The following is a 22,901-nucleotide window of genomic DNA, read 5'->3' as shown; positions in this document are numbered from 1 at the left end:
CCGCCCCGCTACCGGCCCGCCCACTCCCGCCACACCACGCGCCGGGCCACCGTCGCACGTCGGCCGATCCGCCGGCGCTCGACCAGCGTGCCGGGCAGCCTGGCCAGCACCTCCAGCAGCACCCGCAGGCGGAGCGGAACCTCGAAGTTCGCCGCGTCGGGGACGTTCCTCCGGACCGGCAGCAGGGCGGTGATCGCGGTGAACCTGGCCAGCTCCCGCACCGCCGCGCCCAGGGGCGCGCAGCGCAGGAGCGTCAGCAGCCGGTTGCGCTCGTTCCAGCGGTGGAACGGGCGTGAGCCGGGGTTGGTGCTCGCGCCGTGCCGGTGGCGGACGCGGGCCGGGCCGACGGAGAGCACCCGGTGGCCGGCCAGCCTCAGCCGCCACGCCGTGTCGGTGTCCTCGTAGTAGCAGAAGAACGCCGCCGGCACACCGCCCACCTGCGTCAACGCGTCCCGGCGGAGCAGCGCCGCGCCCCCGCAGAAGCCGAACACGTCGCGGCCCGCGAGGACCAGGTCGGCGCCGTGCCCGTCGGCGGTGAGCCGGACGCCCACCGACTGGGTCGAGCCGTCGGCCAACAGCATCGACGGGGTCGCCGCGGCGGCGTCGGGGGTGGCGTGCAAGGCGTCTTCGAGCTCGGCGAGCCAGTCGTCCTCGGGCACGGCGTCGTCGTTGAGCCAGGCCACGTACCTCGTGGTGACCCTGGGCAGCGCGGCCGCGAGACCGCCCGCGTAACCGCGGTTCGCGGTCAGGCGGAGGGTCTCCGGGCGGCTGGGGTGCGCGGCGACCAGGTCGGCCGTGCCGTCGTCGGAAGCGTTGTCCACCACCAGGGTCCGATGTGGACGTTGCCGGGCGAGGGCGTCGAGGCACGCGGTGATGTGCTCGCGGCCCCGCCACGTCACCACGACCACCGTCGTGCTGGGGATCGACACGGCGTGAGACGGTACGCGACGTGCCCGACCTCGTTGTGCTGACCGAGCAGTTGCTGGCGCCGGTGCCCGGCGGTACCGGCCGGTACACCCGTGAGCTGGCCGCCGCGCTGGCCGCCACCGCGCCCGCCGGGTGGACCGTCACGGGTGTGGTGAGCAGGCACGCGGACGTGTCGGCGGCCGTGGTGCCCGGGGTGCTCGGGCCGCGCGTGCTGCCGCTGCCCCGGCGTGCGCTGATCGCGGCCTGGGAGCGGGGCGTGCCCTACTGGCCGGGCGGTGACTCGGTGCACGCGTTCACGCCGTTCGCGCCGCCGCGCGGTCGGGTGGTGGTGACCGTGCACGACACCGTGCCGTGGACCCACCCGTCGACGTTGACGCCGCGCGGTGTGGCGTGGCACCAGCGCGTGATCAGTCGTGCCGCGGCACGGGCGGGCGCGATCGTGGTGCCGACGTCCGTGGTGGCGGAGCAGTTGCGGCGGTACGCGCCGGGGCCGGTCCCCGTCCACGTGGTGGGAAACGGGGTGACGGCGTTCCCGGCGGAGGAGCCGGTGGACGTGCCACCCCGGTACGTGCTGGCGATCGGCACCATCGAGCCGCGCAAGGGCTTCGACCTGTTGGTGTCCGCGACCGCCGACCTCGGCGTGCCGCTGGTCGTGGTCGGACCGCAGGGGTGGGGCGGGGTGGACCTGCGCGCACCGCACGTCCACCTGCTGGGCCGGCTGAGCGACGCCCGGTTGGCGTTCGTCCTGCGCCGGGCGGCGGTGCTGGCCGCGCCGAGCCTGGCCGAGGGGTTCGGGCTGCCGGTGGTGGAGGCGATGGCGGCCGGCGTGCCGGTGGTCCACTCGGACGCGCCCGCGCTGGTGGAGGTGGCCGGCGGCGCGGGCGTGGTGGTGGCGCGCGGTGACCGTGAGGCGCTGGTCACAGGACTGCGTTCGGTGCTGTCCGACGCACCGCTCGCGGACCGCCTGGTCGCCGCCGGACGGCTCCGTGCCGAGGCTTTCACCTGGGAGAACGCCGCCCGGTCGGTGTGGGACATCCACCTGGGGCTGTTTCGTTAATGAACCGTTTGCGCCATTCCCGGTCAACCTGTCGGCCGCCCGCCGTACCCTTCACCGCGTGTCACCCGTCGAACCCAGCGTGCTGATCGACGCCACCGCCGTCCCAACCGACCGAGGTGGCGTCGGACGGTACGTGGACTCCCTGGTGGCCGCGCTGGACGCGGACGGGGCCAGGCTCAGCGTGGTGTGCCAACCCCGCGACGCCGAGCTCTACACGTCCCTGGCGCCCGACTCGCGGGTCCTGCCTGCGGCGGACGCGGTGGCGACCCGGACCGCCCGGTTGACGTGGGAGCAGACCACCCTGCCGCGGCTGGCGAACCGGCTCGGCGTGGCGGTCGTGCACTCGCCGCACTACACCGTGCCGCTGGCCAACCGCGCGGCGTCGGTGGTGACGCTGCACGACGCGACCTTCTTCACCGACGCGGTGCTGCACTCGTCGGTCAAGGCCCGCTTCTTCCGGGCCTGGACTAGGGCCTCCCTGCGGCGGGCCGCGCTGTGCATCGTGCCGTCGCGGGCGACCGCGGACGAGTTGGCGCGGGTCGCGGGCGCGGACCGGCGGCTGCTGCACATCGCCCAGCACGGCGTGGAGACCGAGCGGTTCCACCCGCCGACGCCCGAGGAGGTGGCCGCGGTCCGGCGGATGCTGTCGCTGGGTGACGCGCCCTACGTGGCCTTCCTGGGGGCGCTGGAGCCGCGCAAGAACGTCCCGGCGCTGATCCGCGGTTTCGCGCAGGCGTGCCGCGACCGGCCCGACCCGCCCGCGCTCGTGCTGGCCGGCCAGCCCGGCTGGGACAGCCAGGTCGAACGGGCGCTCGACGCCGTGCCGCACCGGGTCCGCGTGATCCGGGCCGGTTACCTGCCGTTCTCGTCGCTGGCCGGGTTCCTCGGCGGTGCGGAGATGGTGGCGTACCCGTCGCTCGGCGAGGGGTTCGGGCTGCCCGTGCTGGAGGCCATGGCCTGCGGCGCGGCCGTGCTGACCACCCGGCGGCTGAGCCTGCCCGAGGTCGGTGGCGACGCGGTGGCGTACTGCGGGGTCGGCGCCGGTGACATCGCGGCGGCCCTGGGTGAGCTGCTGGACGACCCGGCCCGGCGCGCCGAGCTGGCGTCGGCGGCGGTCGTGCGGGCGAAGGACTTCTCCTGGTCGACGTCGGCGGCCCGGCACCGGTTGGCCTACGAGCGCGCCGCGCGTTCGCACCGGCGGCGCTAAGGCGGACGCCACGGCCGCACCCCACTCGGCCGGCCGATCGCGGCGTGAACCGGTGGCTCGTCCCACACGGCGGGGGACACGCCGTCGTGCACGACGCGAACCACCACTAGGGTGGCCGCCGTGACGCGTTACGGAGACGAGCTGGCGGTGGTGACCGTCACCTACTCGCCCGGCGAGACCCTGGACACCTTCCTGTCCACGCTGTCCGCGGCGACCACCCGGCCGGTGTCGGTCGTGCTGGCGGACAACGGGTCCACCGACGGCGTGCCCGAGCGCGCCGCCGCCGAGCACCCGCACGTCACGTTCGTGCCGACCGGGGGCAACCTCGGCTACGGCGCGGGCGCGAACCGCGGCGTGGCATCCCTGCCGGAGTCGGTCGGGTGGGTGGTGATCGCCAACCCGGACCTGTCGTGGGGCGTGGGCAGCCTGGACAAGCTGCTGGAAGCGGCCAAGCGGTGGCCCCGCGGCGGCGCGTTCGGCCCCCTGATCCGGGAACCGTCCGGCGACGTGTACCCGTCGGCACGCCTGCTGCCGTCGTTGGGGCGCGGTGTGGGGCACGCGTTGTTCGCGGTCGTGTGGCCGTCGAACCCGTGGTCGCGGGAGTACCGGCAGGCCGCGTCGGCGCCGGAGGAGCGCACCGCCGGGTGGCTGTCCGGCTCGTGCCTGCTGATGCGGCGGGAGGCGTTCGACTCGGTCGACGGCTTCGACCCGCGCTACTTCATGTACTTCGAGGACGTCGACCTGGGCGACCGGCTCGGCCGGGCCGGCTGGCTGAACGTGTACGTGCCGGAGGCGGAGGTCGTGCACATCGGCGGCCACTCCACCCGGCGCGCGTCCAAGCGCATGCTCGCCGCCCACCACTCCAGCGCCTACCGCTACCTGGCCGACCGCCACCGCGGCCCGCTCTGGGCGCCGCTGATGCTGGCCGTGCGCGCGGGCCTGTCCCTGCGCCTCCGGATGATGACCCACTAACCACGCCTCGCCACGGCCCGTTCCGTGGATGATGGCCGGATGCGCAGGTCCCTCTCCTACGGCGACGCCGTGAAGCTGCTCGGCGGCGACACCGGCCTGGTGAAGTTCCTCGACCACGCCTCGGCAGCGGGGGTGGTGGCCACGGGCGGGATCGACCTGCTGGACGCCCGCACCGAGGTGGTCCGGGTCGGCAAGCAGGTGTTGTCGTCGGTGCGCGAGCGGGTCCACGGCCTGCACCGAGTCGACCGGACCCGATTACTCGAAGCCGCACACAGCATCCTCGTGATCACCGCGTTCTTCGAGGCCGTGGACGACGTCGGCCTGCCGTTCAAGCTCAAGATCGGCCCGGGCGAGCAGCTGACCCTCGCGGGCGCCGACCGGCCCGCGTCCAGGCGCAAGGCCGACCTCGTCCGAGTGCTGCTGGGCACCTCGATCCCGCTGCCGAGCCCCGAACAGCCACCGGACGCCGTCACCGACGAGCTCTCGTCCTTCTACACCCTCATGGTCAGCGAAGTGGTCGACTTCCTGAGCGGTTTCGAGGTCTGGTACGACCTCACCGAGGCCGAACGCGACGAGTTCGGCACGAGGGCCACCGCCGAGGTGCCGTACCGGGCGGTGGACCACTACCGGTCGCGGTACCGGCAGCTGTCGCTCGAATGCCCGGAGCTCGCGGTCTGGACCTCCGGCATCGAGCACGCGGCGACCCGGGCCGAGGTCCGCACCGGCTTGGCGGACCTGCGCGCCTTCCTGGGCCGACTCGTCGGTGCCCAGCTGCCCGACGACCGCCGCAACGCCCTGGCCCGCGGCTACCGCGCCGCGCTGGACCGCCCGATCGTGGCGGGTGACGTCCCGTCCGGCCTGGTGCTGCCGACGTTGGCCCGGGCGTACGTGCCGCCGCGCTTCAAGGTCGTGGAAGCCGACACGGCCGACGACGTCAGCGCGGACGGCTGGTGGTCGGAGAAGCCGGTCCGCGTCCACCTGGACGACTACCTCGCCGGCTACTTCACCTCCTCACAGGCGACCGCCGCCCCGCTGGTCGTGCTGGGTCAACCGGGCGCGGGCAAGTCGCTGCTGACCAAGATGCTGGCCGCGCAGTTGCCCGCGGAGGACTACCTGCCGATCCGGGTCGTGCTGCGGGACGTGGCCGCCGACACGACGTTGCAGGACCAGATCGAGGCAGCCGTCACGCACGCCACCGGTGAACGGCTGACCTGGCCGGACCTCGCCCGTTCGGCGAAGCCCGCCATTCCGGTGGTGCTCCTCGACGGCTTCGACGAACTGCTCCAGGCCACCGGCACGAGCAAGTCGGACTACCTGGCCCGGGTGCGCGAGTTCCAGCAGCGGGAGCTCGACCAGGGACGAGCGGTGATCGTCGTGGTGACCACCCGTGTCGCGGTGGCGAACCGCGCCCGGCTGGCCGGCCCGACGATGGTGCTGAGGCTGGAGCCGTTCAGCGCCGACCAGGTCCGCCGCTGGCTGGACGTCTGGAACACGGCCAACCCCGGCGCGGTCCTCGAACCCGACGTGGCGCTTCGCTTCGACGACCTGGCCGGCCAGCCGTTGTTGCTGTTCATGCTGGCCCTCTACAACGCCGACGGGAACGCCCTCGACACCGAGGGCGCGGAACTCGCCAAGGCCCGCCTGTACGAACGACTGCTGACCAGGTTCGCCCGCCGCGAGGTCGACAAGAGCCTCCGCCACGCGTTGGACGACCAGGTCGAGCTGGCCGTGGAGGAGGATCTGGTCCGGCTGTCGGTCGTGGCTTTCGCGATGTTCAACCGGGGCGTCCAGTGGATCGACGAGAGCGACCTGGACGACGACCTGAACGCCCTCCTCCACTCCGGGGCGCGAGGGGTCCGCGACAAGCTCCGACTCAGCTCGGCGCAGTTGGCGGTGGGTCGTTTCTTCTTCGTCCACGCCGCCCGTGCCGCGCACGACGACCAGGTCTCGCGGACCTACGAGTTCCTGCACGCGACGTTCGGCGAATACCTGGTCGCGCGCCTCGTCCACCGGCTGTCGCTGGAGGTGCTGGCGAAGGAACGGGCGGCGACGTCGCTGTACGGCCGCCAGGAGGGCACGGGTTGGCTGGAGCCCGTCCTGTCCTTCGCGTCGCTGACCACGCGCACTCCGGTGATCTCGTTCCTGCGCGAGCTGTTCGACGACACCCCCGAAGCCGACCGCGCGGAACTGCACGAGCTGTTCACCGCCCTGCTGGCCACGGCCCAACACCGGCTACCGGGCGCCGACCACCCCGACTACCTCCCGCGCACCTTGCCAATCGCCCACCGCATCGCGGCGTACACGGCGAACCTGGTCGTCCTCGCCGTCGTGGTGGGCGGCCGATGGGCTTTCCCCGACCGAACGACGTGGCAATCCTTGACCCTCCTGTGGCAGTCACAACTGGGCGAGGAGGAGTGGGACACCATCACCCAAGTGCTCACGATCGAGCCGTCGCCAGACCCGTCGGTCGTCCTGCGGGGCGACGAGCCGCTTCCAAGGGTCGATGTGAGCTGGTTGTTGGAGATGCCGAACCCTCACGCGAGCTACGACCTGCCGGATTACCTTCATGAGATTCACAGGTGGGAGTCCGTGCACACGTCGTGGCGTGAAGGCATGCTGCTCCACAACCTCGAACCCGTCATGGTGCAGATGAGTTCCGCGATGAGTTTGCTCCTGGTCCATCAAGGGCGACTCACCACCCCGGTGCACTTATTGCTGACCGCTCTGACCGCGCCCGACCCGAGCGAGCGGGTGGCCGCCTACACGTCCGCCTTAACCGTGCTGCGACCAGGATTGCTGCTGGGAGTGCGTTACTGGTCGGTGCTGTTCGACGCCGTGGCCAGCGATCCGGCGGCGACCCCCGCACTGCTCGAACAAGTCGTCTCACTCGGGAGCGGCGAGATCAGACCGTTGATAAGGTGCGCGTTGCGCCTGGTGGCTGACACTGGTGAGGAACACCCCGACGCGGTCAACCTGGTCGCGCAGGTGGTCGCCGATCGAGCAGTGGGCGAGAACCAGCCGCACGTGGTCGCCGAAGCGCTCGTCGGCTTCATCGAACTCGGCTTCGACCTCGCGCTCGTCTTCCAGGACGTCCCCAGCCTGCTGCGTGACCTCGACCTCGACCGGATCGCCGCCACCGACCGGCACCTGCACGTCCGTCTCCGACGTGCGCTGGAGTCGATCGGTCTGGGCGATCACATGGCGCGGTAGTCGCGGGGCGAGAAGCGCGGACCCCGGCGCGGTTTGGTGGCTCCCGAGGCGAGGATGTAGCGGACGGCGCGGTGGCGTTGGGGTGCGTACGGGGCCAGGATCTCGGCCATGCCGTCGTCGTCCACGGCCTCGCCGACCAACGCCCAGCCGACGACGCCGGCCAGGTGGTAGTCGCCGAAGCTGACCGCGTCCGGGTCGCCCCACGCCCGCTGCGCGACCTCGGCCGCCGTCCAGACGCCGATGCCCGGCACCTTCCGGAGCAGGTTGCGGCCGTCCTCACCGCGCATCTCGCACGCCCGCTCCAAGCGGTGCGCGACCTGGGCCGCCGCGATGAGCGCACGGCGCCGTCCGCCGTCGACACCGGCCTTGTGCCACTCCCAGTCCGTGATGCTCAAGATCGCCCGCGGCGTCGGCGGGACGTACAGGCCGGTCGTACCGGGCGCGGGCGTGCCGAACCTGCGCGTCAGCTCCCGGTACGACCGGAACGCCTCGATGCCCGTCACCTTCTGCTCCAGGATCGAGGGCAGCAGCGCGTCCCACACCCGGCCCGTGGTGCCGAGCCTGAGCCCGGGACGTCGCCGCCGCGCCTCCGCCACCAGCGGGTGGTGGCACTCGAACGCCGAGTCGTCGTCGCCGTCGCCCAGCAACGCGGGCAGCCCGTCGAGCAGCCACTGCGCGCCGTCACCCCACGCGTCCGCCTCCACCACGTCGGTGACGCGGACGCGCAGGGTGCCCGGACCCACCGGGGTGTTGGCGGCCAGCCACACGCCGTCGGCGCCGGCGCGGAACGTCGGATCGCCCGCGCCCCGTCGCAACGGCATCAGCAGCGCGCCGACGTCCAGCGGGAACGTCGGCGTCCACGTCCTAGAGGGCATCACTGGCCATTACACCTCGGCTACACATCGGCGGAGAACCGCACCCCTCCCTCGGGCAGCGCGACACCCGGCCACACCCGGGCGCCGTTGATCAGCTCGCACCGCGCGCCGACCACCGCGTTGTCACCGATCACCGCGTCGGACACCACCGCACCGGCCTGCACCAGCGAGTTCGCCCCGAGCACGCTGCGCTCGACGCGCGCGCCCTCGCCGACCACCGCGCCGTCGAACAGCACCGAGCCGTCCACCACCGCACCGGCTGCGACCGTGCAGCCCCTGCCGATCGTCGCACCTCCCGTGACCACCGCGTTCTCGTCCACCGTCGCGCCGTCGAGGATCACCGCGTCGCCCTGGAGCGTGAGCGCGGCCGTCGGCGCGATCCCGCGCACCAGGTCCGCCGAACCCTGCACGAACGCGGCCGGCGTGCCCAGGTCCAGCCAGTACGACGCGTCGACGTAGGCCTGCACCCGCGCGCCCGCCGCCAAGAGCCCCGGGAACGTCTCCCGCTCCACCGACACCGGCCGACCCGCGGGGATGCCCTCGATCACCTCGCGGCGGAACACGTAGCAACCCGCGTTGATCTGGTCGGTCGGCGGGTCCTCCGTCTTCTCCAGGAACGCCGTGACGCGGCCGTCGGCGTCGGTGGGGACGCAGCCGAACCGGCGTGGGTCCTCCACCCGCACCAGGTGCAGCGTCACGTCGGCCTCGGCCGTGCGGTGCGTGTCGACCACCGCGCGCAGGTCGACGCCCGACAGGATGTCGCCGTTGAACACCATCACGTCGCGTTCGCGCAGCTTGTGGGCGACGTTGCGGATCGCGCCCGCCGTGTCCAGCGGCACGTCCTCGACCACGTACTCCAGCTCCAGGCCGAGCGCCGCGCCGTCGCCGAAGTGCTCCTCGAAGACCTCGGCCTTGTAGGACGTGCCGAGCACCACGTGAGTGATGCCGGCTTCCCGGATCCGCGACAGCAAGTGGGTGAGGAACGGCACCCCGGCGGTCGGCAGCATGGGCTTGGGCGCGGACAGGGTCAGTGGTCGGAGTCGGGTTCCCTTGCCCCCGACCAGAACCACTGCCTCGGCGCCTTGCAGCTCCGACATGCCGTTTTTCCTCCTCCGCTTACTTCCACCCGTAGTTTGCGAATACTCTGGCACGAGCACTCCGGCGGCACGGGCGGTGGTCCGTGTCGGCGAGCGTCACCGATCGGCACGCCGGCGTTCCCCAAGCCGGCCCAAGGCACACGCAGGAGAGATCCGGATGGACCCCCGCGCTCGGGCCGACGCGGCGCTGGCCCGTGCTCGTGCACGTGGCATCCACGTCGTGACGCCGGACAACATGACGTCGCCCATGGACTCGTCGGCGACACAGCAGATCCCACGGTCCATGGTCAACGCGGTCGACCCGCGTGCCGACCCCGACTCGACCATGGTGCTGGCCGCACACGTCGCCGCAGGTCAGCCCGCCCCGCCGGCTCCGCCGCCACCACCGGCCGCCCCGGAACCCGAGCCCGAACTCCGCGTCGCCCCCGGTCCGGTCCCGACCGTCCAACAGGTCCCGACCTCCCGCCCGTCCCTGTCCCAACGCCTCTCCGGCGGTCAGCCCTCGCAACCCCAGGGCCTGACCCAACGCCTCAACGGCGACACCTGACCCCACGCGAGTCGAACCCTCACGTCCCGCGAGCCGAACCTCCAACACGCGCGTGTCCTACCTTCACGTCGCGCGTGTCCTACGTTCGCGTACCCCGAGTTCAACACTCAGAACAACCGGCCCGGGTCCTGAGTGTTGAACTCGGGGGTCCTGAACGTAGGACACGGTGGTTCTGAACGTAGGACACGCGGGGGCTGGAGGTTCGACTCGCGCGGGTCAGAGGTGGGGGTGGGCGGCGGTGATCATGGGGTGCAGGTCGTCGGTGTCCGGCGGGAGGGCGGTCAGGGGCCACCACCGGAGGTCGACGGACTCGGTGCTGCGCAGCGGGCGGGCGGACAGGGGCGCGCGGACCAGGAAGCGGACGTCGAAGTGACGGGTCGGCTTGCCCAGTGAGCACGTGATCGGGTGGACGTCCAGGTGGATCGGGGTCGGGGAGATCTCCAGGCCCTCGACGCCGGACTCCTCCGTCGCCTCCCGCAGCGCGGCGCCGGCCAGGGTCAGGTCCGACGGCTCGCAGTGCCCGCCCAACTGCAACCACCGGCCGACGCGCGGGTGCAGCGTGAGCAACGTCCGGTCCCCCGAAGCGTCCACCACCAGCGCGGACGCCGTGATGTGCCCCGGCTCGCACGAACGCAGGCAAGCGTCCTCACGAGCCGCCAGGAACCCCAGGTACGCCTGTCGCAGCGACTCCTGCGTCCGGTCGGCGGGACGCCACGCGCCCAACGTCGCCACCGCGTCCGCGTGCAGGTCCGAGAAGCTCACAGCTCCAGGAACCTCTCGTCCGACTCACCGGGCGAACGCGGCGTGAGCTCGACCTCCGGGTGCCCGATCGCCACCGCACCCAGCGGCTCCCACGAGTCGGGCAGCTCCAGCACCTCGCGCACCACGTCCGCGCAGAAGATCGTGGACGACACCCAGCACGACCCCAGCCCCTCGGCGGCCAACGCCACCAGCAGCCCCTGCACCGCCGCACCGCCCGCGATCGTGAACATGGTCCGCTCGGCCGCCGTCCGCCGCGCGTCCGGGTAGGCGTGCTCCCCGGTCCGCACCAGGAACGGCACGACGACCTCCGGCGCGTTGCGCAGGATGTCACCCCGCCGCACCCGCGCGTCGACCCGGTCCTCCGGCAACCCGTCGCCACGCAGGTCCGCACGCCACCGGTCCGCCATCGCGTCCAGCAGCACGTCCCGCCGAGCGGTCAACCGCACGAACCGCACCGGCCGCGTGTGGTGCGGCGCGGGCGCGGTCAACGCCGCCGCCACCGCCCGGCGGACCACCTCCACCGACACCGGCGCCGACGTGAACGACCGCACCGAACGGCGCAGCAGCACCGCCTCGGCCCGACCCTGCGCCACCGCCTCGGCCGTGCCCAACCGAAAGAGGTCCTCCGCCACCGGCCGGGCCAGGTCACGCGCGGACGACCCGTCGTCGACCACCACCAGCCCGCGCACCACGGCCACCGGAACCGCGCCCAGCTTGCCCTTCACCAGGTCGGCCGCCGCCGCGATCTCGTCGGCCACCGCGACCTCGGTCACCACCAGCGGGTTGCCGAACCTGTCCGCCGACCCCGCGTACCGGTGCAGCACGGCCAGCCCGGACGCGCCGATCGCGGCATCGGTCTGACCCACCCGCCACGCCCGGCCCATCGTGTCCGTCACCACGACCGCGACCGACACGCCCAACCGCGACGCCAACGCCGCCCGCAGCGCCGCGGCCGAGCCGTCCGGGTCGACCGGCAGCAGCGCGATCTCGTCACCGGCCACGTTGGACGCGTCCACACCGGACGCCGCCTGCACGATCCCCAGCTTGTTCTCGGTGATCAACGTCCGCCCGCGCCGCGCCAGCACGCGCACCGACTCGGCCTCGACCCACTGCCGCCGCACGGCGTCGCGCTCCTCGGGGTCGGCGGGCACCGACACCAACCGACCTTCCACTTTGGACAGCACCTTGGACGTCACCACGACGACGTCACCGTCGGCCAGCCAGGGCGCGGCGGAAGCGAGGGCGGAAGCCAGGTCGTCACCGGGCCGGAACTCCGGCAGCCCGGTCACCGGCAGCACCGTGATCGGCGCGGGTGCGCCGTGATCAGCCGACATCGACACCGGCCAGTTCCAGCGCCGCCCGTGCCATCGCCGCCGTCGCGTCCACATCGGACATCAGCAGCGGCACCGCGCGCACCGCGACACCCGGCACGTCGGACCGGTCACCGGTGTGCACGAGCCAGCCGTCCAGCACGCCCTTGTCCGTCGTCTTGCGCGAACCGTAGTACCGGCCGACGGCCTCGGCGGAGGTCTCCACGCCGATCGCCGACAGGCACGCGTCCGCCATCCCGCGCAACGGTTTGCCGCCGATGATCGGCGACAGCCCGACCACGCCCGCCTCCGTCTTGCGCAACGCGTCACGCACCCCCGGCACACCCAGGATCGTGTTCACGCTCACCACCGGGTTCGACGGCGCGATCAACACCGCGTCGGCGTCGCGCAACGCGTCCAGCACACCGGGGGCGGGCGTCGCCGTCTCCACCCCGACCGACGCGAACGACCGCGCGGGCAGCTGGGCGCGGTGCTTGACCCACCACTCCTGGAAGTGGATCGCCTTCTCGCCCTCGTCCATCGTCACGACGACGTGCGTCTCGACCCGGTCGTCCGACATGGGCAGCAACCGCACACCGGGCTCCCAGCGGTGGCACAGCGCCTCGGTCACCGCCGACAGCGGGTACCCCGCGCGCAGCATCCGGGTCCGCACCAGGTGCGTGGCGACGTCGCGGTCGCCCAGCCCGAACCACGTCGGGTCGGCGCCGTAGGCCGCCAGCTCCTCCTTGACCGCCCACGTCTCGCCCGCGCGACCCCAGCCGCGTTCGGAGTCGATACCGCCCCCGAGGGTGTACATGCAGGTGTCCAGGTCGGGACAGATCCGCAACCCGTGCATCCACACGTCGTCACCCGTGTTCACCACGGCGGTGATCTCGTGCTCCGGACCGGTCAGCAGGCTCTTCAGCCCGACCAGGAACCGCGCCCCGCCAACCCCGCCAACCAGTACGACGACCTTCACGAGTCGCCATCCTCCCACGGGCCTGACAAGGGCCGGATCTCAGCGCCAGAACAGGAAGGTGTTCTGGCCGTCGGCGGCCAGCCACCGGTCGCCGCCGATCAGCTCGAACACCGTGTACCCGGCCTCGAAGAACAGCCTGCCGATGGTCGGGAACCCGATCAGCACCGCGAAGAGCACGAACGGCGCCCACATCCGCGCCTTCGCGCCGAACTGCCGCGCCGAGTACGACATGTACGGCTCGATCGCGCCCCACCCGTCCAGGCCGGGGATCGGCAGGATGTTCAGCACGAACGCGAGGATCTGCACGGCCGCCAGGTACGACAGCGCGGCGGCCAAACCGGCGGGCGGCGTGAAAAGGATCACCGACAGCGACAGGAGCACGCCGAGCAGGAGGTTGCTCAGGGGTCCGGCCAGCGACACCATCGACTCGACCCGCTTGTTGCGCAAGGCGTGGTGGTTGATCCACACCGCGCCGCCGGGCAGCGGGATTCCGCCGAACGCCAGCAGCACCAGCGGCAGCACGATGCTGAACACCGGGTCGGTGTAGCGGCGGATGTCGAGGGTCAGGTACCCCTTGGCCTGCACGGCGTAGTCGCCGCCGCGGTAGGCGACGATCGCGTGGCCGAACTCGTGCAGGCACAGCGAAACCGCCCAGCCGCCGAGCACGAACAGCACCGTGCCCGCGGTCAGCGCGGCCGAGGAGTCGTCGAACAGGGTCAGCACGGCGCCTGCCACCGTCACCGCGAGCAGGCTGAGGAACAGTGGACTCGGTCGCACCGCTGATCGCTTCACCCTTCCAGTGTGGCCTCCCCGATCCGGTGCTCCACAGCCCGTCCCGCAGGCCTTCCGCGCAGCCGTTATGTCACGCCGCACTCCCTCAATCACCGTCTGTGCTGCTAGTCAAGGCTTTTCACGCCATCTGCGGGAATATCCCCCGACCTGTGGACTCCGCTTGACCGCGTGTTGTGACACAGGTGTAATCACATCGGTGTCATTCGTCGTTGTGGGGACGGCGAGTGGTGTCCGCCAACCGGGGAGAGCGGAAGGCGAGGAGGCGGACTATGCAGGAATTCGACGGGGGTCGCATCGTGGACGGGGACGTCCCGGCACGGGAGCCGGTCGTGCTCGACCTGTTCGACGCGGCCGATGAGCAGGACTGGCAGGAGCGCGCCCTGTGCGCGCAGACCGACCCCGAGGCGTTCTTCCCGGAGAAGGGCGGCTCGACCAGGGAGGCCAAGCGGATCTGCCTCGGTTGCGAGGTGCGCTCGGAATGTCTGGAGTACGCCTTGCAGCACGACGAGCGCTTCGGCATTTGGGGCGGGCTGTCCGAGCGTGAGCGGAGGAAGCTCAAAAAGCGCGCGGTGTGATCCGCGCGGTCTGATGTGTGCGGTGTGATCGCTTGCGCGGTCGCTCTGGCCTACCGTGGTCGTCCCACGGCGTAGTCGGAGCAACTAGGAGCGGCACTTGACGAGCGGGGCCACTCCGCGGCTGCGCACCGCGCCCGTGCTGGCGGTGCTGGTGTGCCACGACGGCGACCGGTGGCTGGGCACGGCGCTGTCCGCGCTGCGCCGTCAACAGCCGCGCCCGCGGCACGTGATCGCGGTCGACACCGGTTCGGTGGACGGCACCGCGAAGGTGCTCGCCGAAGCCGCCACCGGCCCCGATCGGGTGATCGACGGTGTGCTGACGCTGCCGCGCGGCACGGGTTTCGGCGCGGCCGTGCACGCCGCCGTCGAGCACGCCGTGCAGCGGTGGGGTGATCCGGGTGCGTGGTTGTGGTTGCTGCACGACGACTGCGCGCCGGAACCCGACTGCCTGTCCGCCCTGCTGACCGCGGCCGAGGTGTCGCCGTCGGCGGCCCTGCTCGGGCCGTTGAGCCTGGACTGGACCGACCCGCGGCTGGTCGTGGAGGCCGGCCTGTCGACCGACGCGTCCGGCCACCGGCAGACCGGCATGGGCCGGGTCGAACTGGCCGGGTCGTTCCGGCAGAGCACCGAGGCGTTGGCGGTGCCGTCGGCCGGGTCGCTGATCCGCCGCGCGGTGTGGGAGGAGCTCGGCGGCTACGACCGGTCGATGCCGCTGCTGCGCGATGACATCGACTTCGGCTGGCGCGCCAACCTCGCCGGACACCTCGTGCTGTCGGTCCCGGTGGCGCGGATGCGGCACGCGCGCGCGGCCGGGCGCGGCACGCGGCGGTTGGACGCGGCGGCGGCACGACCGGGGCCCGCGCTGCGGGGCGTGGACCGGGCGCACGGGTTGCGCACGTTCCTGGTCAACTGCGGCGCGGTGTCGTTCCTCCTGGGGCTGCCGCGGATCACCGGTCTCGCGTTCCTGCGCGCCCTCGGGTTCGTGGTGCTGCGCCGGTTCTCCGACGCGCACGCCGAGCTGGGTGCGTTGCGGTACTTGCTCAGCGGGCGCGCGGGTCTGCTGGCCGGACGTGCCGAACGGCCGGTGCACGGGGTCGTGCGCGGGTTGTTCACCAGCCGCGTCACGCGGTTGCGCAACGCGGTCCGCGCCGCGTCGGCCGCGCTGGTCCGGCGGCGCGTCGAGGCCGACCTGGCGTTGGGCCGGCTGCCCGAGGACGACGCGCGGCCCAGCGGGTGGTCGCTCCCGTCCGAAGTGGAACGTCCGGTGGTCGGCCCGTCGGGGTTGCCCGCCGGTGTGCTGTCCCGGCGGCGTCCCGTGCGGGCGACGGGTGGGTTGCGCCGCCCGGCGGTCATGGTGCCGGTGGAGGCCCCGGCCGGCCCGCGACCCTCGCCCCGGCCGCGACCGTCGCCCGTGCCGCGCTCCGGTGCGCCGGGGATCGTGTTCGTGGAGGTCGACCGGGCACGGGTGCTGCGGTCGTTGGTGCTCGGGCCGCCGTTGTTGCTGGTCCTGGGGCTGGCCGTGTTCGGGATCCTGGCCAACGCCGCGCGCATCGGGCTGGACCTGAGCGGCGGCCGGCTGCTGCCGGTGGGCGACCTGGCGAGCACCTGGTCGTCCTACCTGGCCGCCTGGCACCCGGTGGCGGGTGGGACGACCGCGCCCGCGCCGGCGGCGTTGGCCGTGCTGGGGACGGTCGGCGTGCTGCTGGGTTCGCCCGCCGCGCTGGTGGCGTTGCTGTTCATCGGCGACGCCCCGCTGGCCGGGCTCTTCGCGTACGTGGCGTCGCGGCGGATGCCCGTGCGGCGGCCCGTTCGCGCGCTCGTGGCGGCGGCGTACGCGCTGCTGCCCGCGGCGACGTCGGCGGTGAGCCAGGGGCGGCTGGACGTCGTCGTGGTGCACGTGATGGCGCCCGTGGTGTTCGCCGGGGTGGCGTCCGTGCTGCGGGGCGGTGCGGGCGCGTCGTGGCTGCCGGTGGCGTCGGGGACGGCGTTGGCGGTGGCGGCGGTGGGAGCGTTCTCGCCGTTGGTGCACGGGCTGGTGGCGTTGGCGGCGCTGGTCGGGTTCGTGGTGGTGCCCGGCAGGCACGGCGACGGGCGGCGGCGGGTGGCGGCGCTGTTCATGATCGTGCTGCTGCCGATGGCGTTGTTGCTGCCGTGGCCGGCGGTGGTGCTGCAGAACCCGACCGTGGTGCTGCACGGCGTGGGCGCGTTCGTGGAGTCGCCCGCCGTGGGGTTGGTCGACCTGCTGTCGTTGCGGCCGGGGGGCACCGGGGCGGTGCCGTTCGTCGGGTTCCTGGTGGTCGGGTTCGCGTTCCTGGCGCTCGTGCTGCGACCGAGCCGGTCGATGCTGGCGGGGCTCGCGGTGGTGGTGCTGGGCGGCCTCGCGGTGATCGTGCTGCAGACCGTGGCGGTGGCCCCGCTGCCCGGCGGTGACTCGTCGCCCGGGTGGACCGGTGCGCCGCTGGTGCTGGTCGGGTGGGGCTTGCTGTGGGTGGTGCTGTCGGCGTTCCGGCGGGACGCGGCCGGCGTGCCGCTGCGGCGGGTCGTGTCGGTGCTCGGGGTGCTGTCGGTGCTCGGGCTGGCCTGCGGCGGGTTCGTCGGGCTGCGGTCGGGGGCGTTGACGGCGGACGCGGTGCGGCTGCCGTCAACGCTGGAGCAGGAGTTGCCGCGCACCGGGCGGTCGGTGCTGGTGCTGGGCACGCCGACGCGGCTGGTGGCGGGGCGGCTGCCCGCGTTCGGTGATGACGACTACGTGCCGGTGCCGACGGCCGTCACCCGGCTGGAGCGGTGGTCGCGCGACCTGACCGGCGGGTCGTCGTCGGCGGCGCGGACGGCGTTGACGCAGGCGGCGGCTTCGGGCGTGGCGTTCGTCGTGGTGCCGGACCTGGCGACGGCCCAGCGGCTGCGTGACGCCGTGGGCGACCTGGTCGGCGTGACGCCGGCGATGTCGGACGGGCGGCCGGTGCTGCGGGTGCAGTTGGCGGCGGGCAACGCCGTGCTGCTGTCACCCGAGCTGGCGCGGCGGGCCAGGACCGGCGGCAACCCGCCGGTGGAGCTGGGTGCGCCCGGCATCGCCCCGGTCGAGGCCGCGCCGCCGGAGGTCGGCGTCCAGGTGTCCGAGGGCCCCGAGGGGCGGCTGCTCGTGCTGGCGGCGGAGGAGGAGCCCGGCTGGCGGGCGTGGGTGAACGGCCGCGAGGTGACGATCGTGCGGGCCTGGGGTCACCTGGTCGGCGTGACGGTGCCCACCACGGCCTCGGAGGTCCGCGTGGAGGTCTCCTCGACCCTGCGCGAACTCCTGCTGATGCTCCAAGCCGCCGCCGCCCTGTTCACCGTCCTCACCGCCATCCCCTCCCGCCGCCGCCCCTGAACGTCGAACTCGGGGTACCTGAACGTAGGACACGCCTGTTCCGAACGTAGGACACGCGCGACTTGAACGTAGGACACGCGCGACTTGGACGTTCGACTCGCGGTACCTGGACGTTCGACTCGCGCGAGAGTCCTGCGTTCACGCCGCGCGAGTCGAACACTCAGGTCCCGCGTGTCCTACGTTCAGAACGTGCGTGTCCTACGTTCAGGTCGCGTGAGTCGTACGTTCGGGACGGGTCAGTTCTACGTTCGGGAGTCGGCGGTCGGGGCGGGTCAGTCGCCGTCGATGACGTCCGGGTCCAGGCCCAGGTAGTTGGCGACCTGCTCGACCAGGACGTCGTGCACCAGGTCGGACAGGTCGGCGCCGTCCTTGGCCCGCGCTTCGAGGGGCCGGCGGTACAGCACGATGCGGGCACGGCGGTCCGCGCCGGCGGCCACCAGCCGGGCCAGCGGCACGTTGCCGTCCTCGACCACGTCACCGTCGTCACCCGACTGGATGTCCGGCACGTCGTCGACCGCGACGTCCAACTGCGTGAGCTCCGTCCGCCACCGTGCCTCGATCGGCTCCAACGCCTCCAGCACCAGCGCGTCGAACCGCTCCGCCCGGCTGCGGGCCGCCGGCAGCGTCGCCGGGTAGAGCGGACCGCGCAGTCCTCGACCGTGCCGGTCGCGGTTGCGCCGACGCGGTGCGCCCTGCCGTCGTGAACCCCGAGCCATGACCACGGGGTAGAGGGTAGTTGCCGCCCGGCGGACGCCGTGGCCGCCCCGGCTCCGATCCTTCCCGGCCGGCCTCCGCGACCAGGCAACTTGCCCGAACCCGGCACCACCTCCAACGCCGCGCCGGAGGTAATCCAACACACGTCGCGCGGGACGCGATATCGTCCCCGCCGTGCGGAGCGTGAGACGGTGCTCGCGAACCGGGTGCGCGAACCCGGCAGTCGCCACGCTCACGTACGCCTATGCGGACTCCACCGCGGTCGTGGGCCCCCTGGCGACGTACTCCGAACCGCACTCCTACGACCTCTGCGAAGAGCACGCCCTGCGCCTCACCGCGCCCCGCGGCTGGGAGGTCGTCCGGCACCAGGGCGAGTTCCGCGCCCCCGAACCCACCGTGGACGACCTGACGGCGTTGGCCGAGGCGGTCCGCGAGGCGGGCCGGGCCACACCGCCGGTCGAGCTCCCGGAGCTGCCCGCGGGCACGATCCGGCGCGGCCACCTGCGCGTTCTGCCCGATCCGAACGAAGACTGAGCGAAGAGTCAACGACCGGACACGACGCTCACGCGCGCGCCGGTAGGCTTCCCGAGGCAGTGTCAAGAGCCAACTTGGGAGTGTGGCCGTGCGCGATCTGTCCGGCATCGTCAAGGCTTACGACATCCGCGGTGTCGTCGGCGAGCAGCTCGACGCGGATGTCGTGCGCGACTTCGGCTCGGCGTTCGCCCGCCTGGTCGGCGGCACGGCCGTGGTGATCGGGCACGACATGCGCGACTCCTCGCCGGGCCTGGCGGCGGCGTTCGCCGAGGGCGTCACCGCGCAGGGCGTCGACGTGATCAACATCGGTCTGGCCAGCACCGACATGCTGTACTTCGCCTCCGGCAAGCTCGACCTGCCCGGCGCGATGTTCACCGCGAGCCACAACCCGGCCAAGTACAACGGCATCAAGCTGTGCCGTCCGGGCGCCGCGCCGGTCGGGCAGGACAGCGGTCTGGCGCAGATCCGGCAGGACGCCGAGCAGGGCGTCCCGGACGCCGAGGGCGTGACCAGGGGCGCGGTGTCCGAGCAGGACATGCTCACCGACTACGCCGCCTACCTGCGCGACCTGGTCGACCTCAGCGGCAGCCGGCCGTTGAAGGTCGTGGTCGACGCGGGCAACGGCATGGGCGGCCACACCGTGCCGAAGGTGTTCGAGGGCCTGCCCATCGAGGTCGTCCCGATGTACTTCGAGCTGGACGGCAACTTCCCCAACCACGAGGCCAACCCGCTGGACCCGGCCAACATCGTCGACCTGCAGCAGCGCGTCCGGGAAGAGGGCGCGGACGCGGGCGTGGCGTTCGACGGCGACGCGGACCGCTGCTTCGTGGTGGACGAGCGCGGCGAGCCGGTGTCACCGTCCGCCATCACCGCCCTGGTCGCGGTGCGCGAGCTGGCCAAGGACCCCGGCGGCACGATCATCCACAACCTGATCACCTCGCACGCGGTGCCGGAGATCGTCCGCGAGCACGGCGGCGTGCCGGTGCGCACCCGCGTGGGCCACTCCTTCATCAAGGAGGAGATGGCCAAGACCGGCGCCATCTTCGGCGGCGAGCACTCCGCCCACTACTACTTCCGCGACTTCTGGCGTGCCGACACGGGCATGCTGGCCGCGCTGCACGTGCTGGCCGCGCTCGGCGAGCAGGACGGTCCGCTGTCCGCTCTGACCAGCGACTACGCGCGTTACGCGGCATCCGGGGAGATCAACTCCACGGTGGACGACCAGCAGGGCAGGCTGGCCGCGATCAAGGCCGAGTTCGGCGGGCGCGAGGGCGTCGAGCTGGACGAGCTGGACGGGCTCACGGTGAACCTGCCGGACGGCTCGTGGTTCAACCTCCGTGCGTCCAACACCGAGCCGCTGCTCCGGCTCAACGTCGAAGCCGCCGACGCGGCCTCCGTCGCCGCGTTGCGCGACGAGGTCCTGGCGATCGTGAGGGGATGAACGCCGTGGCCGTCCAACTGGACGCGCAGTTGTTGGAGATCCTGGCCTGCCCGTGCCCGGAGCACGCACCGCTGAAGGTCGGCACCGCGTCCGACCCGCTCGCGGACTACCTGACCTGCACCTCGTGCGGCCGGTCGTTCCCGGTTCGGGACGGCATCCCGGTGCTGCTGCTGGACGAGGCTGTCGAGCCGACGGCCGGGTGAGTGCGGGTGCTTGACGACAGCCTCCTCGACGACCAGTCCCGGCTCACCGACGCCGACCGGGAAGGGCTGCTGCGCGCCGCCGCACGCGCGGGCGCGCAGGTCCGCGCGACCGCCGAGGCAGCCGACGAGCTCGGCGTCCAGCGGGTGTTCCAGGAGCGACCGCGGGCGCTGGTGCTGGTCACCCGGCCCGGTGTCGGGCAGGCCATCGCCGGGGTGGTGACGGCCCTGCTCGGGTCGCGCTGCCCGGTGCCGGTCGTGGTCGCGGACGACGTGCCGACGTGGGTCGGCGCGCTGGACGTGGTCCTCGCGCACACCGAGGACCCCGGTGACGTGCAGATGGCCGAGTCGGTGCACCGGGCGGCCCGGCGTGGCGCGCGGGTGCTGCTGACCGCCGAGCCGGAAGGCCCGGTGGCCGCGTCCGCCGCGCAGCACGCGCTGCTCATCCCGCCGCGGGTGGCGGTGCCGCAGGGCTTCGGCTTCGCCCGCGGTTTCGCCGCGTGGGTGGTGGCGCTCAAGGCGCTGGGGCTGCTCGAAGCGGACGTGCAGGCGATCGCGGACGAGCTGGACCGCGAGGCCGAGCGGTGCCACCCGATGCACGAGTCGTTCGTCAACCCGGCCAAGACGCTCGCGTTGCGCATCGCCGATCGCACCCCGCTGCTGTGGGGTCTGGACGACCTCGGGACGGCGGTGGCCGCGCACGGTGCGGGCGTGCTCGCGACCTACGCGGGCGTGGTGAGCGACGTGGCCGGCTATCCTCAGGCCCTGACCCGGTCGGTGCTGCACCGCCGGGCCGTGCGCGGCACCTCGGGGGCGGACCTGTTCGCCGACCCGGACGACGAGCAGGACGGCCTGGTCCGCGTGCTGCTGGTGGCCGTGCGGCAGGGCCCGCAGGCCGAGTTCGCCCGGCGGGTCGCGATGGAGACCTTGTCCGGGGCCGACGTGCTCGAACCGGCCGAGGAGGTGAGCGGCGGGGACGCCGTGTGCGCCGCGCTGCTCGCCCTGCGGTTCGAGTTGGCCGCGCTGTACCTGGGCTTGGCGGCGGGGACGCTGGGCGGGCCCGGGCTGTACGCGCCGGCCGTGTGAGGGGATGACTGTGGATCTGCTGCACAACGCGGTGCGCGCGTACGCGTGGGGATCGCGCACCGCCATCGCCGAGCTGCGCGGGAAGCAGGTGCCGTCGCCGCACCCCGAGGCGGAGCTGTGGATGGGCGCCCACCCCGGCGACCCGTCGCGGGTGGTGGGTCCGGACGGCGAGTCGCGGTCGCTGCTCGACCTGCTCGCCGACGACCCGGACGGCCAGTTGGGCACCCCGCACGCCGACCGCTGGGGCAGCAGGCTGCCGTTCCTGCTGAAGGTGCTGGCCGCGGAAGAGCCGCTGAGCCTGCAGGCGCACCCGTCGGCCGAGCAGGCCGCGAACGGGTTCGCCGTCGAGGACGCGGCGGGCGTGCCGATGGACTCGCCCATCCGCAACTACAAGGACCCGTCCGCGAAGCCCGAGCTGATCTGCGCGTTGACCGAGTTCCACGCGCTGGCGGGGTTCCGCGAGCCGGCGCGCACGGTGGCACTGCTGCGGTCGTTGGACGCGCCGGACTTCGCCCCGTACGCCGAGCTGCTGGCCGCCCAGCCGGACGGCAGCGGCCTGCGCGCCCTGTTCACCACCCTCATCACGCTGCCGCAGACGGCGCTGGACATGCTCCTGCCGCAGGTGCTGGACGCGTGCGTGCTGCACGTGAAGGAGCGCGGCGAGTTCGACCTGGAGTGCCGCACGATCCTGGAGCTGGGCGAGGCGTACCCCGGCGACGCGGGCGTGCTGGCCGCGTTGCTGCTCAACCGGCTGGTGCTGCGGCCCGGCGAGGCGATCTACCTGCCCGCCGGCAACCTGCACGCCTACCTGCACGGCACCGGGGTGGAGATCCTGGCGAACTCCGACAACGTGCTGCGCTGCGGGTTGACGCCCAAGCACGTGGACGTGCCCGAGCTGATGCGCGTGCTGGACTTCACGTGCGGCGACATGCCCGTGCAGACCGGTGTGGAGAAGGCGCCGGGCCTGTGGTCGTACCGGACGCCGTGCCACGAGTTCGAGCTGTCGCGGCTGGAGGTCGGGCCCGCCACGCAGGTCCGGGTGGATCACAGCGGGCCGCAGATCCTGCTCTGCACGCGCGGCCGGGCGCGGTTGACGTGCGGTGACCGGACGGTGGAGCTGGCCCGCGGCCAGTCCGTGTGGCTGCCCGCGCGTGACCCGGCGGTGGTGGTGTCCGCCGATGTGGACACCCAGCTTTTCCGGGCAACCCCGGGTGTTGAGTAGGGTCACACCGACAAATCGGACTGGGCGCTT

Annotated in this window: 20 protein-coding genes; 12 read left to right on the top strand and 8 right to left on the bottom strand. The window is 72.9% G+C overall.

Going from position 1 to position 22,901, the window contains the following annotated elements:
- Positions 1-8 precede the first annotated feature (8 nt).
- Positions 9-923: a glycosyltransferase family 2 protein gene (locus tag AB0K14_RS32700; RefSeq protein WP_360452499.1), complete on the bottom strand. Its 915-nt coding sequence runs from the start codon at positions 921-923 to the stop codon at positions 9-11.
- A gap of 26 nt (positions 924-949) precedes the next feature.
- Here AB0K14_RS32700 and AB0K14_RS32695 point away from each other — a divergent pair, with 26 nt between their 5' ends.
- From AB0K14_RS32695 to AB0K14_RS32680, 4 genes are all read left to right on the top strand, one after another.
- Positions 950-1,984: a glycosyltransferase family 1 protein gene (locus AB0K14_RS32695; RefSeq protein ID WP_360452241.1), complete on the top strand. Its 1,035-nt coding sequence runs from the start codon at positions 950-952 to the stop codon at positions 1,982-1,984.
- Between the two features lie 79 nt (positions 1,985-2,063).
- The gene (locus AB0K14_RS32690; RefSeq protein WP_360452501.1) at positions 2,064-3,191 is read left to right on the top strand and encodes a glycosyltransferase family 1 protein; all 1,128 of its coding nucleotides are present in this window, start codon (positions 2,064-2,066) and stop codon (positions 3,189-3,191) included.
- 120 nt (positions 3,192-3,311) lie between these two features.
- Positions 3,312-4,163, top strand: a complete 852-nt coding sequence (locus tag AB0K14_RS32685) for a glycosyltransferase family 2 protein (RefSeq protein WP_360452243.1) — start codon at positions 3,312-3,314, stop codon at positions 4,161-4,163.
- A 39-nt stretch (positions 4,164-4,202) separates the two neighbouring features.
- Entirely contained in the window at positions 4,203-7,373 is a 3,171-nt protein-coding gene (locus AB0K14_RS32680) for an ATP-binding protein (protein ID WP_360452245.1), read from the top strand.
- On the opposite strand, the gene AB0K14_RS32675 is transcribed toward AB0K14_RS32680, so the two are convergent.
- Both AB0K14_RS32675 and AB0K14_RS32670 read right to left on the bottom strand, forming a co-directional pair.
- Positions 7,358-8,248 (bottom strand): DNA-3-methyladenine glycosylase 2 family protein, encoded by an 891-nt coding sequence (locus AB0K14_RS32675; RefSeq protein WP_360452247.1) that lies wholly within the window; start codon positions 8,246-8,248, stop codon positions 7,358-7,360. The two genes, AB0K14_RS32680 and AB0K14_RS32675, sit on opposite strands and share 16 nt — an antisense overlap.
- 20 nt (positions 8,249-8,268) lie before the next feature.
- On the bottom strand, positions 8,269-9,345 hold the full coding sequence (locus tag AB0K14_RS32670; protein WP_360452249.1) for an NDP-sugar synthase: 1,077 nt from the start codon (positions 9,343-9,345) through the stop codon (positions 8,269-8,271).
- Positions 9,346-9,502: 157 nt separating this feature from the next.
- Between AB0K14_RS32670 and AB0K14_RS32665 the strand changes: the two genes are divergently transcribed.
- Positions 9,503-9,892 carry a hypothetical protein gene (locus AB0K14_RS32665; protein WP_360452251.1) on the top strand — a complete coding sequence of 130 codons (390 nt, stop codon included), beginning with the start codon at positions 9,503-9,505 and terminating at the stop codon, positions 9,890-9,892.
- Positions 9,893-10,108: 216 nt separating this feature from the next.
- On the opposite strand, the gene AB0K14_RS32660 is transcribed toward AB0K14_RS32665, so the two are convergent.
- From AB0K14_RS32660 to AB0K14_RS32645, 4 genes are read right to left on the bottom strand one after another with little or no spacing between them, the layout of a single operon-like run.
- A complete protein-coding gene (locus tag AB0K14_RS32660) occupies positions 10,109-10,654 on the bottom strand; it encodes an NUDIX domain-containing protein (protein WP_360452253.1) in 546 nt (181 codons plus the stop codon).
- Positions 10,651-11,988: a coenzyme F420-0:L-glutamate ligase gene (locus tag AB0K14_RS32655; RefSeq protein ID WP_360452255.1), complete on the bottom strand. Its 1,338-nt coding sequence runs from the start codon at positions 11,986-11,988 to the stop codon at positions 10,651-10,653. The genes AB0K14_RS32660 and AB0K14_RS32655 overlap by 4 nt, the downstream gene beginning before the upstream one ends.
- On the bottom strand, positions 11,978-12,943 hold the full coding sequence (cofD, locus tag AB0K14_RS32650) for a 2-phospho-L-lactate transferase (RefSeq protein ID WP_360452257.1): 966 nt from the start codon (positions 12,941-12,943) through the stop codon (positions 11,978-11,980). Before cofD ends, AB0K14_RS32655 begins: the two co-directional genes overlap by 11 nt.
- Before the next feature lie 39 nt (positions 12,944-12,982).
- Complete coding sequence (locus tag AB0K14_RS32645; protein WP_360452259.1) at positions 12,983-13,735, bottom strand: site-2 protease family protein; 753 nt, start codon at positions 13,733-13,735, stop codon at positions 12,983-12,985.
- 269 nt (positions 13,736-14,004) lie between these two features.
- On the opposite strand from AB0K14_RS32645, the gene AB0K14_RS32640 reads away from it, so the two are divergent.
- Both AB0K14_RS32640 and AB0K14_RS32635 read left to right on the top strand, forming a co-directional pair.
- Entirely contained in the window at positions 14,005-14,310 is a 306-nt protein-coding gene (locus AB0K14_RS32640) for a WhiB family transcriptional regulator (protein ID WP_360452261.1), read from the top strand.
- Positions 14,311-14,407: 97 nt separating this feature from the next.
- The gene (locus AB0K14_RS32635; protein WP_360452263.1) at positions 14,408-17,674 is read left to right on the top strand and encodes a glycosyltransferase; all 3,267 of its coding nucleotides are present in this window, start codon (positions 14,408-14,410) and stop codon (positions 17,672-17,674) included.
- Positions 17,675-17,946: 272 nt separating this feature from the next.
- On the opposite strand, the gene AB0K14_RS32630 is transcribed toward AB0K14_RS32635, so the two are convergent.
- Entirely contained in the window at positions 17,947-18,390 is a 444-nt protein-coding gene (locus AB0K14_RS32630; protein ID WP_360452265.1) for a metallopeptidase family protein, read from the bottom strand.
- 172 nt (positions 18,391-18,562) lie between these two features.
- Between AB0K14_RS32630 and AB0K14_RS32625 the strand changes: the two genes are divergently transcribed.
- From AB0K14_RS32625 to manA, 5 genes are all read left to right on the top strand, one after another.
- Complete coding sequence (locus AB0K14_RS32625; RefSeq protein ID WP_360452267.1) at positions 18,563-18,922, top strand: DUF3499 domain-containing protein; 360 nt, start codon at positions 18,563-18,565, stop codon at positions 18,920-18,922.
- 88 nt (positions 18,923-19,010) lie between these two features.
- Positions 19,011-20,363, top strand: coding sequence for a phosphomannomutase/phosphoglucomutase (locus AB0K14_RS32620; RefSeq protein WP_360452269.1), 1,353 nt, complete (start codon positions 19,011-19,013; stop codon positions 20,361-20,363).
- 5 nt (positions 20,364-20,368) lie between these two features.
- Positions 20,369-20,566 carry a Trm112 family protein gene (locus AB0K14_RS32615; protein ID WP_073886315.1) on the top strand — a complete coding sequence of 66 codons (198 nt, stop codon included), beginning with the start codon at positions 20,369-20,371 and terminating at the stop codon, positions 20,564-20,566.
- Positions 20,567-20,572: 6 nt separating this feature from the next.
- Complete coding sequence (locus tag AB0K14_RS32610) at positions 20,573-21,649, top strand: SIS domain-containing protein (RefSeq protein WP_360452271.1); 1,077 nt, start codon at positions 20,573-20,575, stop codon at positions 21,647-21,649.
- Positions 21,650-21,653: 4 nt separating this feature from the next.
- Positions 21,654-22,871 (top strand): mannose-6-phosphate isomerase, class I, encoded by a 1,218-nt coding sequence (gene manA / locus AB0K14_RS32605; protein WP_360452273.1) that lies wholly within the window; start codon positions 21,654-21,656, stop codon positions 22,869-22,871.
- The last annotated feature ends 30 nt before the right edge of the window (positions 22,872-22,901 follow it).

Origin of the sequence: Actinosynnema sp. NPDC050801 (assembly GCF_040673975.1) — a bacterium.
GTDB lineage: Bacteria > Actinomycetota > Actinomycetes > Mycobacteriales > Pseudonocardiaceae > Actinosynnema.
Note: the sequence above shows the minus strand (reverse complement) of the source record. Positions and strands in the feature narration are given on the sequence as shown.

What these genes read in the sequence shown, in the direction of transcription:
- AB0K14_RS32670 (WP_360452249.1), bottom strand. Translation starts at nt 9,345, where the DNA reads ATGTCGGAGCTGCAAGGCGCCGAGGCAGTGGTTCTGGTCGGGGGCAAG.
- AB0K14_RS32665 (WP_360452251.1), top strand. Translation starts at nt 9,503, where the DNA reads ATGGACCCCCGCGCTCGGGCCGACGCGGCGCTGGCCCGTGCTCGTGCA.
- AB0K14_RS32675 (WP_360452247.1), bottom strand. Translation starts at nt 8,248, where the DNA reads ATGCCCTCTAGGACGTGGACGCCGACGTTCCCGCTGGACGTCGGCGCG.
- AB0K14_RS32630 (WP_360452265.1), bottom strand. Translation starts at nt 18,390, where the DNA reads ATGGCTCGGGGTTCACGACGGCAGGGCGCACCGCGTCGGCGCAACCGC.
- AB0K14_RS32655 (WP_360452255.1), bottom strand. Translation starts at nt 11,988, where the DNA reads ATGTCGGCTGATCACGGCGCACCCGCGCCGATCACGGTGCTGCCGGTG.
- manA (WP_360452273.1), top strand. Translation starts at nt 21,654, where the DNA reads ATGACTGTGGATCTGCTGCACAACGCGGTGCGCGCGTACGCGTGGGGA.
- AB0K14_RS32680 (WP_360452245.1), top strand. Translation starts at nt 4,203, where the DNA reads ATGCGCAGGTCCCTCTCCTACGGCGACGCCGTGAAGCTGCTCGGCGGC.
- AB0K14_RS32640 (WP_360452261.1), top strand. Translation starts at nt 14,005, where the DNA reads ATGCAGGAATTCGACGGGGGTCGCATCGTGGACGGGGACGTCCCGGCA.